The organism is Pseudomonas wayambapalatensis (assembly GCF_049942315.1).
GTDB classification, from domain to species: Bacteria; Pseudomonadota; Gammaproteobacteria; order Pseudomonadales; family Pseudomonadaceae; genus Aquipseudomonas; species Aquipseudomonas wayambapalatensis.
The window spans coordinates 34,136-48,889 of sequence record NZ_JBNFMU010000228.1 but is presented as its reverse complement, the minus strand read 5'-3'; the positions used below and the strand labels follow the sequence as shown (position 1 = coordinate 48,889).

Sequence of the window (14,754 nt, the reverse complement as noted above, 5' to 3'; positions counted from 1 at the left end):
TCCCTTTGGACATATAAGCTACTGAAAGAACAAGATTTTTTCCCATGGCATGACCCTTGCTCCGGCACCTCGCAGAGTCCCTGTGTCCCCGGAGGTGCAGCATGAAGACCCCGCCCAAAGGCTCCATCCTGACGTCACTCGCCCTGGCCGTGCTGGCCTGGCAGGCCACTGGCGAAGCGGCCGTGCAGTGCCAGCGCACCCTGGTGGCCAATGTGGTGGCGTTGGACCAGCCGTTGATGTTCAACCGCCTGGGCGCGCAGAACGCCAATGGCATGATGTTCGCCCTGCGCCACGATGTGGTCGATGAGCATCACGTTCCGCTGAGCCAGGGCGGCGCTGCGGTGCCGGGCAAGGTCACCCTGCGCCCGGACAAACGCCCGCGCCCGATCGTGCTGCGGGTTGCCGCAGGCGACTGCCTGACGGTCAACCTCACCAACTTGCTCGCTTACCAGGCCAATCCCAACAAGCACGGCATTCACCCCGAGGAAGCCGAGGGCGAGGAGGGCGAAGAGGTCGAGCTACCTGAAGTCGAGGACGACGAACACTTCGTGGCCGACGAACAGGTCAGCGATCGCCATGTCGGCTTCCAGGTCAATGGCATGCAGGCGGTCAACAGCATCGCCGACATCGCCGCCAATACCGGGCGCAACGCCAACTTCCTGATCGCCCCGGGCGGCACCCGCAGCTACACGCTCTACGCCGAGCGCGAGGGCGCCTTTGCCGCCTCCAGCCGTGGCGCGCCCTTTGGCGGTGAAGGCAATGCCGGGAATGTCGCCAATGGTTTGTTTGGCCAGGTGGTGGTGGTGCCCAAGGCCGGACGGACCTATCGCAACACCCTGACCGAAGAGGAAATGCGCCTGGCCACCTCAGGCCGTACCGCCACCGGCCAGCCAGTGATCGACTACGAGGCACGTTATCCGCAGGTCCAACCGTGGATCGCCGAAGGCAAGGCCGGCAAACCGATCATTGCCATGGTCGATGGCAACGAGATCCTCAGCAGCGAAACCGATGCCATCGTCATGGGCCCCAACCCCGATGGCAGCTTCCCGCGCGCGACCTACCCGCTGGAAAGCGTCGGCAAGCGCAACCCGGCATTGCCCAACCGCCTCGAAGCCTTCCGTGATTTCGCTTCGCAGTTCGCCGACGAGGTGGCCGGTACCCAGGCCTTCCCGGGTTACTGGGCGGACCCGGTGATGGGGCATGTGCTGGAGCCGGCACGTGACTCGTTCATGATCAACTACGGCTCCGGCGGCATGGGCGCCGAGGTGGTGGCCAACCGTCTGGGCGTCGGGCCGATGCACGACTGCCTGTCGTGTGCCTACGAGGAGTTCTTCCTCAGCGCCCATACCGTCGGCGATATCGGCACCCTGGTGGATGTTCCGGCCAACGTCGGCCTCGAGCACATCCGCCCTGGCGAAGTGCCGCCGGCCAGCGCCACAGGGGTGAAGGCGAGCATGGCCCTGTACCCGGCCGAGCCGTCCAACGTGCACCACAGCTATATCGGTGACTTCACCAAGTTCCGCAACACCCACAACGGCCACGAGCAGCACATCTTCCACCTGCACGGCCACCAGTGGCTGTTCAACCCCAACGACGACAATTCGGACTATATCGACGCCCAGGGCATCGGCCCGGGGGTCGGCTACACCTATGAAATCGCCAATGGCGGTTCGGGCAACCGCAACCGCGTGGCGGGCGATGCGATCTATCACTGTCACTTCTATCCGCACTTTGCCCAGGGCATGTGGGCCATGTGGCGGGTGCACGATGTGTTCGAGCCCGGCACACGCCTGGCCGTGAGTGGTGACAGCGAGAATGGCTTCCACGCTACGCCGTTCGCCTTGCGCAATGGCAAGCCAGCCAGCGGAGCCCGGGCGCTGCCCGACGGCGAGATCGTCGCCGGTACGCCGATTCCGGCGGTCGTGCCGCTGCCAGGCAAGGCCATGGCGCCGATGCCGGGCAAGGTGACGGTGGTGCCGAAACTGGCCGAGACCCTCGTCGCCGAACAGGGTGACGACGAAGCTCAAGAGGAGGGTGGCGATGACCATGGGCAGGGCGCCAGCGCGCCACGGGCCGTGGGGTCGCTGGCCCTGGTCGATCGCAGCGAAACCAATCGCAATGCCGACGGAACCCTGAAGAACCCCGGCTATCCGTTCTGGGTCGGTGGCATGGAAAGCAGTGTCGGTCAGCGTCCGCCAACCCCACCGCTGGACATGCTCGACCCGGCCCTGGCTCGCCAGCTCAAGGACAGCGGCAAGGCACTGTGGGCCAACCTGGACCCCAACCAGGTCGATGGCTGGGACGGCGGCCTCGGTCGCCATGCGCTGGACGGCGTATCGGCGGGCGGCGAGGCGGTGACCACCACCACCAAACTGGATTTCTCCAAGGTGGTGCACAAGGCCAAGCCGATCTACCTGCCCGAGGAGGGCACCGAGGTCGAACAGGCCGCCATGCAGTTCCACGCCAAGGCCGAGCACCCAAGCTTCGCCCTGATACCCGGCAGTGCACCGGTGGCCAAGGCCTTCCGTACCAACGGCGCCTTGCCCACCGCAGGCGCGCCATTCTACGAACCCTGCATGGATGATCGCGGCAAGCGCCTGACCCAATCCTCCGGGGGGGGTGAATTCGCCAGCGGCGAGAGCCTCACCGGCATGAGTTTTCGCGGCGCCTCGACCTTCACCGCCGACCGTCCGCGCGTCTACAAGGCCGCCAATATCCAGTTCGATGCGGTGTACAACAAGGTCGGCTACCACTTCCCGCAGGCGCGCATCCTGGCCCTGTGGGAAGACGCCTGGCCGGTGATCACCAAGCAGCGCCCACCGGAGCCGCTGGTGATGCGCATGAACACCTTCGATTGCACCCAGTACGTGCACACCAACCTGATCCCCTCGTTCTACGAAATGGACGACTACCAGGTGCGCACCCCGACGGACGTGATCGGCCAGCACATCCACTTGCCCAAATGGGACCTGACCGCCGCCGACGGCTCTGCCAATGGCTGGAACTACGAAGATGGCATTCTCTCGCCCGGCAGCGTGGTCGAGCGCGTGGATGCCATCCGCGCCTACAACGGCTGCAGCGAGGGCGATGCCCGCGATGGCTCGGCGGCCTGCCCGAAAGCACGCCAGCATCCGTACTTCGGCCGCTTCGGCCGGGCAGACTGGCTCGGCGCGCGCACGGCCATGCAACGCTGGTTCGCCGATCCTCTGATCAACGTGTACAACGTCGACCGTGGCCTGGGCACCATCTTCACCCACGACCACCTCGGCCCATCGACCCATCAGCAGTTGGGCCTGTATGCCACCGTGCTGGCAGAACCCGCAGGCTCCACCTGGTACCACGCCGAAACCGGCGAGCAGTTGTACAACCCGGCCCTGCGCCAGGATGGCGGGCCGACTTCGTGGCAGGCCGTGATCCAGACCGGCGACCACGATGGCGACGGGCGCAACGACAGCTACCGCGAGTTCTTCCTCGAGTACAGCGACTTCCAGCATGCCTATGAAGCGGGTGTGTACGTGGGGGCCGGCCCCGATGGCGTGCCTAACGGCCAGGCGTATCCGGCCACCGCCGACAGCTTCCGCTACGCCATCAACCCGCCGGTGCGGCAGAAGGCGTCGAACCTGTTGGAGGCGGTGGTCGAGTCGCGCGGCGGGCTGAGCCCAGGCTGTCCGACCCGGCCGTGCCCACAGGCGATTTCGGTGGATGATCCGGGGATGTTCGTCGTCAACTACCGCAACGAACCGCTGGCCCTGCGTGTGTTCGACCCCAACAAGGTCGGCCCGGACGGCAAGCGCGGCATGCAGGCCGACGGCCTGGGTGGCGACCTGGCCTATGCCCTGCAGACCCGCACCGACCGGGCGATTCCAGCGATGAACCTGGCGCCCTCGGCAATCACCTCGGCGATCGGCCCTACTGGCGGCACCACGCTGTTCCCGCCGCACATCAACAAGGGCACCGAGCCAGGCGATCCGTTCACCCCGATGCTGCGCACCTATTCCGGCGACAACGTGCGCTTGCGCATGCACGCTGGTGGGCATGAAGAGGAGCACAACGTGACCCTGCATGGCGTGAAGTGGCTGCAGAACGGTTCAGGTTTCGGCAGCAGCTCCAACTCGGGGTGGAAAGCCTCGCAGATGGTGGGTATCTCCGAGCAGATGGGTTTCATGGCACCGGTGTCGATGATCTCAAGCTCCGCCGCCACCAACGGCGACTACCTGTATTCGCTGGATGCGGCGCTGGAGGGTTACTGGAACGGCATCTGGGGGGTAATGCGCAACTACACGGCGCAGCGGCCAGACTTGATTGCTCTGCCGAACAACCCGCAACCGGTGGCCATGCGCAACACCGTGAACTTCGACGGCATCTGCCCGAAAACCACGACCAATGCCAATGGCATCGGCACCCGGCCGACGGTCAAGCGCAGCTATGAAGTGGTTGCCGCGCTGGCCAATGACATTCTGGAGAACCGCCAGGGTGTCAGCATCAGCGATCCGGCGTGGGTCAACCAGCACGTCGGCGGGCCGTTGAAGAGCAACGGCGGGACCTTGGTGTTCAACAGTCGGCGCACCAGCATTTCATTGGCAACCGTGACCGACGAGGAGGACGGCACGACCTTCACCCTGGGCGGCCACAGTGCGCCGCTGCATGACCCGACGGCGGTGCTGTATGTGCGCAAGGCCGACCTCGATGCCGTGACCGGCAAACTCAAGCCAGGTATTCCAGTAGAACCCTTGGTACTGCGTGCCAGTGCGGGGGATTGCATCAGCATCACCCTGGAGAACCGCCTGCCGCTGATGATGCCGGACCTGCCCAGTACGGCGGTGATGCAGAACGTGGTCAAGCGTGATCGCAATGCCAGCGAGGGCTCCACGGCCTTCAACAACAACCTGATGCGCCCGTCCAGCCATGTTGGCTTGCATGCGCAGTTGCTGGCGTACGACATCACCAAGTCCGATGGCGCCAACGTCGGCCTCAACCCCGTGCAGACTGTCCCGCCACGGGCGGGCAACAGTGGGACGTACCCGAGCAAGGTGTATCAGTACTACGCCGGGCATCTGGAGCGCGAGGGCAAGCCGGTGCTGCAACTGGGGCGTACGGTGGACAACATCAACACCACCGCCATCGAGTTCGGCGGGCTCAACCTGACCCCGGCGGACTTCATCAAGCAGCCTCAGAAAGGTCTTGTTGGCGCCATGAGCGTCCTTCCACAGACCGCCACCTGGACCGAAGACAGCGCCAGCCGCGCCCAGGCCACGGTCAAGGTCAGCGGCCAGGCCGACTACCGTGACCTGGTGACGGTATGGCAACGCTCGCTGAACATGCGCTGGGCCGATGGGCGTCCTGTGGAGGGGATCGCCACCGAGGGCAATGGCGTGCCGGGTGATCCGAAAGACAATGGCAACATGGCCATCAACTACAAGACCGAGCCCTTGTGGTTGCGCTTCGGCCTGGCACCGGACGCCCCCTTCGGCCACGCCGATGGTCATGGCTTCGCCGATGTCCCCAACGCCCATATGGCCTACAGCAACGCCCTGGTCAACGGCGATCCGCAGACACCGGTGCTTTGGGCCAAGCCCGGTCAACCGCTGCGCAGCCATGTGCTGATGCCCAGTGGTGGTAGCCGCGGTATCACCTACCAGCTCGACGGGCACCTGTGGCCGCTGCATGCCTACCAGGCCGAGAAGAACGACCTGGACGGCTACCCTATGGGCCTGCCGGGCATCGGTTCGGTGCGCTTCGGCTACAACCCGATGGCGATGTACATCGGCGCGCAGGAGAGCGTGCTGCCGGCGGCGCACTTCAGCTTCATGCTGCCCAGCGCGGGTGGTGCCAACGCGGTGCCGGGGGACTACCTGTTCCGCGACTACGCCGCCTACGGCAATACCGCCGGGTTATGGGGGATCCTGCGGGTGACCAACGAAGCGCCACCGACCACTGCACCAGCACAGTAACCAGGGTGTGCGGCCCCGCTGCCAGGCAACCGGCAGCGGGGCCGTTTCACATCAGCGGATGCAGGGCGCGAAAGGTCTGTGCTTCTTCCACCAGCCAGTCATGCACTGCGCGGGCGCCGGGTTGGGTCAGGCCACCAGGCGGGTAGAGCAGTACATAACGCTTGTGATTGGGGATCGGTACACCGAACGGAACGATCAGCGTGCCGCGCTCGAGTTCGTCGTTGAGCAAGGTCCGCCGTGCAATCGCAACGCCGATACCGGCAATCGCCGCCTCGATGGTCAGGTGATTGCGGTTGAAGGTGTGGCCGCGTCGTACGTTCAGGCCACCCGCACCGATACCGTCAAGGTAGAACTCCCACTCCGCGTACTCCGAACTGCCGCGCCAGGCCGTGATGTCGTGCAGCAGCGGGTAGTGCACCAGATCGGCCGGGCCGTGCAGGGGCGGGCGACCGCGCAGCAGGGCCGGGGAGCAGACCGGGAAGATCTGTTCGTCCAGCAGTGGGGTCGAGAGCATTCCAGGATAGCTGCCGTCGTTGAGGTCGATCGCCAGGTCGAAATCGCCGTCGTGCAGGGCCTGTTTGCTGTCCTCGGCCACCAGGCGCAGCTCGATGTCCGGGTAGCGCTGCTGGAAGCGCGGCAGGCGCGGGGTCAGCCATTTGGCGAGGAACGAAGGGATCGAGCGCAGGCGCAAGGTACCGCGAATTTCGCCGGCGTCCAGACGCAGCAGTTCAGCTTCGATGCTGCCATAGGCCTCGGCCACGGTCTGCGCCAGGCGCTGTCCCTCGGCTGTCAGCTCCACGCCACGGGCACGGCGCAGGAACAGGGCGAAGCCCAGGCGCTCTTCAAGCTGGCGCATCTGCTGGCTGACCGCCCCGGGGGTGATGTGCAGCTCTTCGGCACAGCGGGTGAACGACAGGTGCCGCGCGGCACAGGAGAACACATGCAACCAGACGAACACCTGGCCGTTGAGCTGCCCTTTCATTGTTTAGTCCTGCTAAAGGCTTGCTTAGGAATTTTCGTTGGTCATCGCCAGGCGAGCGCGGCAGTATCGCGCAAATTCGCAGTACCCATCAATTTTTCCGGAGGGCCGCGCAGCGGCGAGTAACGTCGCGGCGGTCAGGCATTAGCATGGCTATCAGTGTTTTCGACCTCTTCAAGATCGGCATCGGGCCGTCCAGTTCCCACACCGTGGGGCCCATGCGTGCCGCCGCCACCTTCGCCCGGTTGCTGCGCGAGCGCGGCCTGCTGGCCCAGGTGCAGCGGGTCGAGGTGCGCCTGTATGGCTCGCTGTCGGCCACCGGCGTCGGTCATGCCACCGATCGCGCCTGCCTGCTCGGCCTGATGGGCCAGTGGCCGGACCGCATCGACCCGCACAGCATCGAGCCGCGCATCGACCAGTTGATGCAGGAGCAGTGCCTGATGCTCGATGGCTCGCACCCGGTGGCGTTCCAGTACAGCCGCGACATGCGCCTGCTCGACGAAAACCTGGACTATCACCCCAATGCCATGAGCCTGGAAGCGCTGGACGGGCAGGGCAGCCTGCTGACCCAGACCTACTACTCCGTGGGTGGCGGCTTCATCATCGAGCAAGCTGAAATCGATGCCCCGGTCAGTCGCGTCGCGCAGGTCGAGTTGCCCTACGAGTTTTCGTCAGGCGCCGAGCTGCTGGCGTTGTGCAAGACCCATGGCTTGACCGTGGGCCAGTTGATGATGGCCAACGAACTGGCCTGGCGCAGCGAAGATGAGATCCGCAGCGGCTTGCTGAATATCTGGGCGGCCATGCGCGAGTGCGTCGACAACGGCCTGCGCAATGAAGGCATCTTGCCTGGAGGGCTCAAGGTCAAGCGCCGGGCTGCGCGTCTGCATCGCAGCCTGCAGGAGTTGGGCAAGCCCAACGTGATCGGCTCGACCCTGAGCGCGATGGAGTGGGTCAACCTGTTCGCCCTGGCGGTCAACGAAGAGAACGCCGCGGGCGGGCGCATGGTCACGGCACCGACCAATGGTGCGGCCGGCATCATCCCGGCGGTGTTGCACTACTACATGAAGTTCAACCCGGGCGCCTGTGATGACGACGTGGTGGCCTTTCTGCTGGCAGCGGCGGCGGTCGGCATCCTGTGCAAGAAAAACGCATCGATCTCCGGCGCCGAAGTGGGTTGCCAGGGGGAGGTCGGTTCGGCCTGCTCCATGGCCGCTGCAGGCCTTGCCGAAGTGCTCGGCGCCACGCCGCCGCAGCTGGAAAACGCCGCTGAAATTGCCCTGGAGCACAACCTCGGCCTGACCTGCGATCCGGTCGGCGGTCTGGTCCAGGTGCCGTGCATCGAGCGTAATGCCATCGCCGCCGTGAAGGCGATCAACGCCGTACAGATGGCCTTGCGGGGTGATGGCGAGCATTTCATCTCCCTCGATCGGGTGATCCGCACCATGCGCGACACCGGCGCGGACATGCACGCCAACTACAAGGAAACTTCGCGCGGCGGCCTGGCCGTCGCCTTCGTCGAGTGTTGAGTCGCCCTGTTCGCAACCCAGCCCTGAAGGCGCAACTGCGAACACGGGCGTAGCCCATGCCAGGCAGCGGTGTCTTTTTCGCGGGCAAGCCCGCTCCTACAGGTATCGCGTCGGTGCAGAGGACCGAGCACAGGCGCTCAAGGAGCCCGACTCAACACGCCTGAATCCACCTGCAACACCCGCTTCACCGAGCAACAAAAACAACTACAAAGGCGAAACCCATGACTGATGTACACAACACCACGACCGTTCGTGCGGATTCGGCTGCGCCGGCTTCGACCACAGCCACGCGCAGCTGGAACCGCCACGACACCACCTGGGCCCTGGGCCTGTACGGCACCGCCATCGGCGCCGGCACCCTGTTCCTGCCGATCAATGCCGGGGTAGGGGGCTTCTGGCCGCTGTTGATCCTCGCGCTGCTGGCTTTCCCGATGACCTTCTATGCGCACCGTGCGCTGACCCGCTTCGTGCTGTCCGGGCGCCGTGGCGGCAACGAAGACATCACCGAGGTGGTCGAGGAGCATTTCGGTGTGGGCGCCGGCAAGCTCATCACCTTGCTCTACTTCCTGGCGATCTTCCCCATCCTGTTGGTCTACAGCGTGGCCTTGACCAACACTCTCACCAGTTTCCTCGAACACCAGCTGCACGTGACCGCGCCGCCGCGTGCGCTGTTGTCGCTGCTGTTGATCGCCGGCCTGATGGTGGTGGTGCGCTGCGGCCAGCAGATCATCGTCAAGGTCATGAGCGTGCTGGTCTATCCCTTCGTCGCCTCGCTCCTGCTGCTGGCCCTGAGCCTGATCCCCAACTGGAACGGCGCCTTCTTCGCCCAGGCCAGCGAAGGCCTGAGCGCCTCCAGGCTGCTGCTGACCCTGTGGCTGGCGATTCCGGTGATGGTGTTCTCGTTCAACCACTCGCCGATCATCTCGGCCTTCGCCGTCGACCAGAAGCACCGCTACGGCGCCGACGCCGACCGCAAGAGCGGCCGCACCCTGGCCACCGCCCACCTGATGATGGTGCTGACGGTGATGTTCTTCTGCTTCAGTTGCGTGCTGGCCCTGAGCCCGGCCGACCTGGCTGCGGCCAAGGTGCAGAACATCTCGATCCTGTCGTACCTGGCCAACCACTTCCAGACCCCGGTCATCGCTTTTGTCGCGCCCCTGATTGCTCTGGTGGCGATCACCAAATCGTTCCTGGGCCACTACATCGGTGCCAGCGAAGGCTTCCAGGGCATGATCGTCAAGAGCCTGCGCAGCCGCGGTAAAAGCTGGTCGGCCAAGCGCCTGGAGCGTGTCACGGCGCTGTTCATGGTGCTGGGTTGCTGGATCGTGGCGACCCTCAACCCGAGCATCCTCGGCCTGATCGAAAGCCTCGGTGGCCCGGTGCTGGCCTGCCTGCTGTTCCTGATGCCGATGTATGCAGTGCGCAAGGTGCCTTCGCTGCGCAAGTACTCGGGCGCGCTGTCGAACGTCTTCGTCGTGCTGGTGGGGTTGATCACCCTGTCGGCGATCTTCTACGGCTTCGTTGCCTGAGGCCATGCTCCACGATTCGTGTTGCTTCGCTCTGCATTTGCGTTCTTGATGCCTTTGGTGCCGCAGCTATGCTCGGCACCTGGAGGGTCGCCTTGCGGCCTGAGTGCACACGAAACGGAGTGATTGGCATGTTCCAGGGTTTCAAGAAAGCCTTCCAGCACGTCGAAGGTATCGAGATCGCCTACCGTATCGGCGGCAAGGGGCCGGCGTTGCTGCTGTTGCACGGCCACCCGCAGACCCATGTGATCTGGCACAAGGTGGCCGAGAAGCTGGCCGAGCATTTCACCGTGGTCGCCGCTGACCTGCGCGGCTACGGCGATTCGGCCAAGCCTGAGGCCGACGACCGGCATGAGGCGTATTCCAAGCGCCGCATGGCGGCCGATATGGTCGGGCTCATGCAGGCCCTGGGCTTCGAGCAATTCGCCCTGATGGCCCACGACCGCGGCGCGCGGGTCGCGCACCGCCTGGCGCTCGACCACTCCCAGCGCCTCAACCGCCTGGTGCTGCTGGACATCGCCCCGACCCTGGCGATGTACCGCCAGACCAACGAAGCTTTCGCCCGTGCCTACTGGCACTGGTTCTTCCTCATCCGCCCGGCGCCGCTGCCTGAAACCTTGATCGAAGCCAACCCGGAAGGTTACCTGCGCAGTGTCATGGGCGGGCGCAGTGCCGGCCTTGCGCCGTTCACCGACGAGGCGTTCGCCGAGTACCGTCGCTGCCTGTCGCTACCGGGCGCGGCGCATGGCGTGTGCGAAGACTATCGGGCCGCTGCAGGCATCGACCTGGAACATGACCAGGCCGATATCGATGCCGGGAACGCTGTGAAGACCCCGCTGCTGGTGATGTGGGGCCGTGACGGCGTGATCGGCAAGTGCTTCGACCCGCTTAAGGAGTGGCGTGCCTGTGCCGAGGACGTGCGCGGCAACGAGCTGCCCTGTGGTCACTACATTCCCGAAGAAGCCCCGCAAGCCCTGCTCGAGCAAGCCCTGCCGTTCCTGCAGCACGCCTGATACGACCTGACCTGTCCTGGACGACATCAACATCTACAGGAGCCTCGCTGTGCTGTTTCCAACGGTCGCGAAAGACTGACCCGGCGCCGTTTACTGGCCCTTCTTGCGCAGCTCCACGACACTGCGGCGCATGTCGCTGGCCCAGCCATCGAGCACCGGCTTGACGTTCTCCAGCTTGAGCTGCGCGGTGTCGTTCTCCAGCGCCTCGCCGGTGCCCTTGCGCACCACCTGGGCCAGCACTTTCTGGTTGGCACCGTCGAGGAAGGCCGCCTCCACGGCGATGTCCACTTCCTGGTCACGACCACCGGCTGCAGTGTTCACCGCTGCGGCCACCAGGGCGATGGGCACCACTTCATAGGGCTTCAGGCCCTCGGTCCTGGTCGACACTGCGGTGATCGCCGGGCGTACCACGATCGTTCCCGGGCCTGGAGCGCTGACCACCGTCAGCACGCTGCCCAGTTCCCGGCGCATGGCGTCGTCGAAGTAGCGGGTGATCGCCTGCAGGGTCTGCGCCGAGATCACCGCCGTGGGTTGTGGCTTGGGATAGAACTGGCTGGGCTCGATGTAGACCTGTCGATACTGGCTGGCCTTGAGCCCCGGGTCGATCCAGCGCATCACCGGCGCCCCGGAAACACTTTCCGCCGGCTTGAGCCGGCTGTAGTCCTTGAGAAACCCGGAATACTGGCTCGGATCGACGCGGTTGCTGGAGCAGGCGGCCAGGGCGAGCAAGGCAGCGCACAGCAGGGTAGCGCGAGGCAGCGGTTTCATGATCGGTAGCGTCCATTGAGGGGGAGGCCAGATCAACGCTAGCAGGTGCTTGGCGGTTGGCCAGTTTGCCGGTGGGTTGGTATGCGTCCTTGGTTCGGTGATGTGAATTCCCACAAGGAATCTTCAACTGTCGGACTGTTACATTACCAGCAAGACTGCAAATATATGCCCGTTACGGGTATGTTTTGAGGCGCTGTATTGTGACCAGCAAATTGATTGAGTCGTTGCGTGACGACCTGTCTGTGCTTTACCAGGCTGGCGTGGTTGGCAAGGTAACGATGCGCGAATTCGAGGCCATCTGTCCTGCGCCCGTCAGGGATTTCACTGCGCTGGACATCAAGCGCCTGCGCGAGGCGCTCAATTTCAGCCAGCCGGTTTTCGCACTGCATTTGCATACCAGTGCATCTACCGTACGCAAATGGGAGCAGGGGGAGACCCGGCCAGCCGGGCCCGCGCTGAAACTGCTCAATATCATTGCCGACAAGGGCCTCCAGGCCATTCTCTGATCAGCCCAGCACCTCCCGCACGCGATACCACAACATCCCCAGTGCCAGCAGCGGCGAGCGCAGGGCCTTGCCGCCGGGGAAGGTCAGGTGCGGTACGGTACTGAAGATATCCAGGCCCTGGCTGTGGCCGACGGCGATGGCCTCGGCCAACAGCTTGGCGGTCCAGTGGGTCACGTTCAGGCCATGCCCGGAGTAACCCTGGGCGTAATACACGTTCGGATGCTGGCTCAGGCGGCCCACCTGGGGGAAGCGGTTGGCGGTGATGCCGATCATGCCGCCCCATTGGAAGTCGATGCGCACATCGGCCAGTTGCGGGAACACCTTCAGCACTTTCGGGCGCATGTAGGCGGCGATGTCCTTCGGATCGCGCCCGGAGTAGTGGCAGGCGCCACCAAACAGCAGGCGGCGGTCGGCGGTCAGGCGATAGTAGTCAAGGCCGACCTTCTGGTCGCACAGGGCCATGTTCTGCGGGATCAGGCTGCGCGCCAGGGCTTCTGACAGCGGTTCGGTAGCCACCACGTAGCTGCCGGCGGGCAGCACCTTGCCGGTCAAGCGCGGCTCCAGCTCGTCCAGGTGCGCATTGCACCCCAACACCAGGCTCTTGGCCCGTACCTTGCCGCGGGCGCAGTGCAAGGTGACGGTAGGGCCGTGTTCGATGCGTTGCACAGCGGTCTGCTCGAAGATGCGCACGCCAAGGCTGCTGGCGGCGCGGGCTTCGCCCTGCACCAGGTCCAGTGGATGCAGGTGGCCGGAGCCCATGTCCACCAGGCCGCCGGCGTACTGGTCACTGGCAACGACCTCGCGGATGCGCTCTGGGGCGATCAGCCGGGTTTCGTGCCGGTAGCCCAGTTCGGCCAGGTCCTGCAGTTCGTCGTTGAACGCATCGAACTGCGCCGCTGTATTGGCCAGCTCACAGAAGCCCCAGCGCAGGTCGCACTCGATGTTGTACTGCTCGATGCGCCTGGCCACCAGTTCGACCGAGTCCAGGCCTGCCTGCTTGAGGTAACGCACGCCGTCCTGGCCGACGTAGCGGGCAAAGCCCGACACGTCATGGCCGATACCACGGATCAGTTGCCCGCCATTGCGCCCGCTTGCGCCCCAGCCGATACGCCGAGCTTCCAGCAGGATCACCGACAGGCCCCGCTCGGCCAGCTCCAGCGCGGTGTTGACGCCGGTCAGGCCGCCGCCGACCACGCACACGTCGGCGCTCAACTCCCCTTCGAGCTCAGGGTAGGGGGCCGTGGCGCGGGCCGTGGCGGCGTAGTAGGAGGCGGTGTGTTCGGTTTGATGAGGCATCGGAAACACTCGAATCAGCGGTTGGACTTGATCTTGCTCCAGGAGCGGGTCATGACCCGCATGATCTGCGGGCTGGGGGTGCTGGAAACGTAGAGCTTGTCCAGCACTTCCTGGGACGGATAGATCTCGGGATTTTCCACCAGCGACTTGTCCATGAACGCCTTGGCGTCAGGGTTGGCGTTGGCATAGCCGACCGTCGCACTGACCTTGGCGATCACTTTCGGGTCGAGCAGGTAGTTGATGAAGGCCAGGGCCTGGTCAGGATTGCTGGCGTCTTTGGGGATGGCCAGCAGGTCGAACCACAGGTTGCTGCCCTCCTTGGGAATGCTGTAGGCGATCTTCACGCCGTTCTTGGCTTCCACGGCGCGGTTGGCCGCCTGGAACACGTCGCCGGAGTAGCCGAAGGCCACGCACACATCACCGTTGGCCAGGTCCGAGACGTACTTGGAGGAGTGGAAGTAGGTGATGTACGGACGCAGCTCCATCAGCCGTGCTTCGGCCTTGGCGTAGTCTTTCGGGTCTTCGCTGCGTGGGTTCATGCCCAGGTAGTTGAGCATGGCCGGGAACAGCTCGTCGGGCGAGTCCATGAAGGCCACGCCGCATTGCTTGAGTTTCTTCAGGTTTTCTGGCTCGAACAGCACGGCCCAGGAGTCGACCTTGTCGATGCCCAGCGCGGCCTTGACCTTCTCGACGTTGTAGCCGATGCCATTGGTGCCCCACAGGTACGGTACGGCGTACTGGTTGCCCGGGTCGTTCTGCTCCAGTTGCTTGAGCAGTTTCGGGTCCAGGTGCTGCCAGTTCGGCAGCTTGCTGCGGTCGAGCGGCAGGAACGCGCCGGCCTTGGCCTGGCGGGCGAGGAAGTGGTTCGAGGGCACCACCACATCGTAGCCGGTGCGCCCGGCGAGCAGCTTGCCCTCGAGGGTTTCGTTGGAGTCGAAGACGTCATACACCACCTTGATCCCGGTACTGGCCTGGAAGTCGGCCAGGGTGGTGTCGCCAATGTAGTCGGTCCAGTTGTACACGCTGACCGTGGGCTCGGCATGGGCGGCCGCGCCGAACAGCAGGGCGAAGGCTGCGGGAATCAGGGTTTGCAAGTGACGCATGTCGGCACCTCGTTGGTCTTGTTCTTCGGGTTCGATGAAGCAGAAGCAGGGCAGCGCGTTGCCTGCGGGAGCAGCCGCTCCCGCAG

At 64.7% G+C, this 14,754-nt stretch carries 9 protein-coding genes; 5 read left to right on the top strand and 4 right to left on the bottom strand.

The window, feature by feature from the left end; all coding sequences use genetic code 11:
- Nucleotides 1-101: 101 nt before the first annotated feature.
- Nucleotides 102-5,951, top strand: coding sequence for a manganese-oxidizing multicopper oxidase MnxG (mnxG, locus tag ACPZMI_RS21895; protein ID WP_426353059.1), 5,850 nt, complete (start codon nucleotides 102-104; stop codon nucleotides 5,949-5,951).
- Nucleotides 5,952-5,997: 46 nt separating this feature from the next.
- On the opposite strand, the gene ACPZMI_RS21890 is transcribed toward mnxG, so the two are convergent.
- The gene (locus ACPZMI_RS21890; RefSeq protein ID WP_186664474.1) at nucleotides 5,998-6,933 is read right to left on the bottom strand and encodes a LysR substrate-binding domain-containing protein; all 936 of its coding nucleotides are present in this window, start codon (nucleotides 6,931-6,933) and stop codon (nucleotides 5,998-6,000) included.
- A gap of 146 nt (nucleotides 6,934-7,079) precedes the next feature.
- On the opposite strand from ACPZMI_RS21890, the gene ACPZMI_RS21885 reads away from it, so the two are divergent.
- The 3 genes from ACPZMI_RS21885 to ACPZMI_RS21875 all read left to right on the top strand — a co-directional run bounded on the left by ACPZMI_RS21885 (nucleotide 7,080) and on the right by ACPZMI_RS21875 (nucleotide 10,995).
- The gene (locus tag ACPZMI_RS21885) at nucleotides 7,080-8,456 is read left to right on the top strand and encodes an L-serine ammonia-lyase (protein ID WP_186664476.1); all 1,377 of its coding nucleotides are present in this window, start codon (nucleotides 7,080-7,082) and stop codon (nucleotides 8,454-8,456) included.
- Between the two features lie 221 nt (nucleotides 8,457-8,677).
- Nucleotides 8,678-9,985 (top strand): serine/threonine transporter, encoded by a 1,308-nt coding sequence (locus tag ACPZMI_RS21880; protein ID WP_186719471.1) that lies wholly within the window; start codon nucleotides 8,678-8,680, stop codon nucleotides 9,983-9,985.
- A gap of 128 nt (nucleotides 9,986-10,113) precedes the next feature.
- Nucleotides 10,114-10,995: an alpha/beta fold hydrolase gene (locus tag ACPZMI_RS21875; protein WP_426353058.1), complete on the top strand. Its 882-nt coding sequence runs from the start codon at nucleotides 10,114-10,116 to the stop codon at nucleotides 10,993-10,995.
- Between the two features lie 90 nt (nucleotides 10,996-11,085).
- Here ACPZMI_RS21875 and ACPZMI_RS21870 read toward each other — a convergent pair whose 3' ends face one another.
- A complete protein-coding gene (locus ACPZMI_RS21870; RefSeq protein ID WP_426353057.1) occupies nucleotides 11,086-11,763 on the bottom strand; it encodes a DUF3313 domain-containing protein in 678 nt (225 codons plus the stop codon).
- A gap of 200 nt (nucleotides 11,764-11,963) precedes the next feature.
- On the opposite strand from ACPZMI_RS21870, the gene ACPZMI_RS21865 reads away from it, so the two are divergent.
- Nucleotides 11,964-12,269, top strand: coding sequence for a helix-turn-helix domain-containing protein (locus ACPZMI_RS21865; protein WP_186664486.1), 306 nt, complete (start codon nucleotides 11,964-11,966; stop codon nucleotides 12,267-12,269).
- Here ACPZMI_RS21865 and ACPZMI_RS21860 read toward each other — a convergent pair whose 3' ends face one another.
- Both ACPZMI_RS21860 and ACPZMI_RS21855 read right to left on the bottom strand, forming a co-directional pair.
- Complete coding sequence (locus ACPZMI_RS21860; protein WP_426353056.1) at nucleotides 12,270-13,565, bottom strand: NAD(P)/FAD-dependent oxidoreductase; 1,296 nt, start codon at nucleotides 13,563-13,565, stop codon at nucleotides 12,270-12,272.
- A 14-nt stretch (nucleotides 13,566-13,579) separates the two neighbouring features.
- Entirely contained in the window at nucleotides 13,580-14,668 is a 1,089-nt protein-coding gene (locus tag ACPZMI_RS21855) for a polyamine ABC transporter substrate-binding protein (protein WP_186719466.1), read from the bottom strand.
- Between the last annotated feature and the right edge of the window lie 86 nt (nucleotides 14,669-14,754).

Bases quoted from the DNA above. Each gene is read 5' to 3' on its own strand.
- ACPZMI_RS21875 (WP_426353058.1), top strand. From the start codon at position 10,114: ATGTTCCAGGGTTTCAAGAAAGCCTTCCAGCACGTCGAAGGTATCGAG.
- ACPZMI_RS21885 (WP_186664476.1), top strand. From the start codon at position 7,080: ATGGCTATCAGTGTTTTCGACCTCTTCAAGATCGGCATCGGGCCGTCC.
- ACPZMI_RS21870 (WP_426353057.1), bottom strand. From the start codon at position 11,763: ATGAAACCGCTGCCTCGCGCTACCCTGCTGTGCGCTGCCTTGCTCGCC.
- ACPZMI_RS21860 (WP_426353056.1), bottom strand. From the start codon at position 13,565: ATGCCTCATCAAACCGAACACACCGCCTCCTACTACGCCGCCACGGCC.
- mnxG (WP_426353059.1), top strand. From the start codon at position 102: ATGAAGACCCCGCCCAAAGGCTCCATCCTGACGTCACTCGCCCTGGCC.
- ACPZMI_RS21880 (WP_186719471.1), top strand. From the start codon at position 8,678: ATGACTGATGTACACAACACCACGACCGTTCGTGCGGATTCGGCTGCG.
- ACPZMI_RS21855 (WP_186719466.1), bottom strand. From the start codon at position 14,668: ATGCGTCACTTGCAAACCCTGATTCCCGCAGCCTTCGCCCTGCTGTTC.
- ACPZMI_RS21890 (WP_186664474.1), bottom strand. From the start codon at position 6,933: ATGAAAGGGCAGCTCAACGGCCAGGTGTTCGTCTGGTTGCATGTGTTC.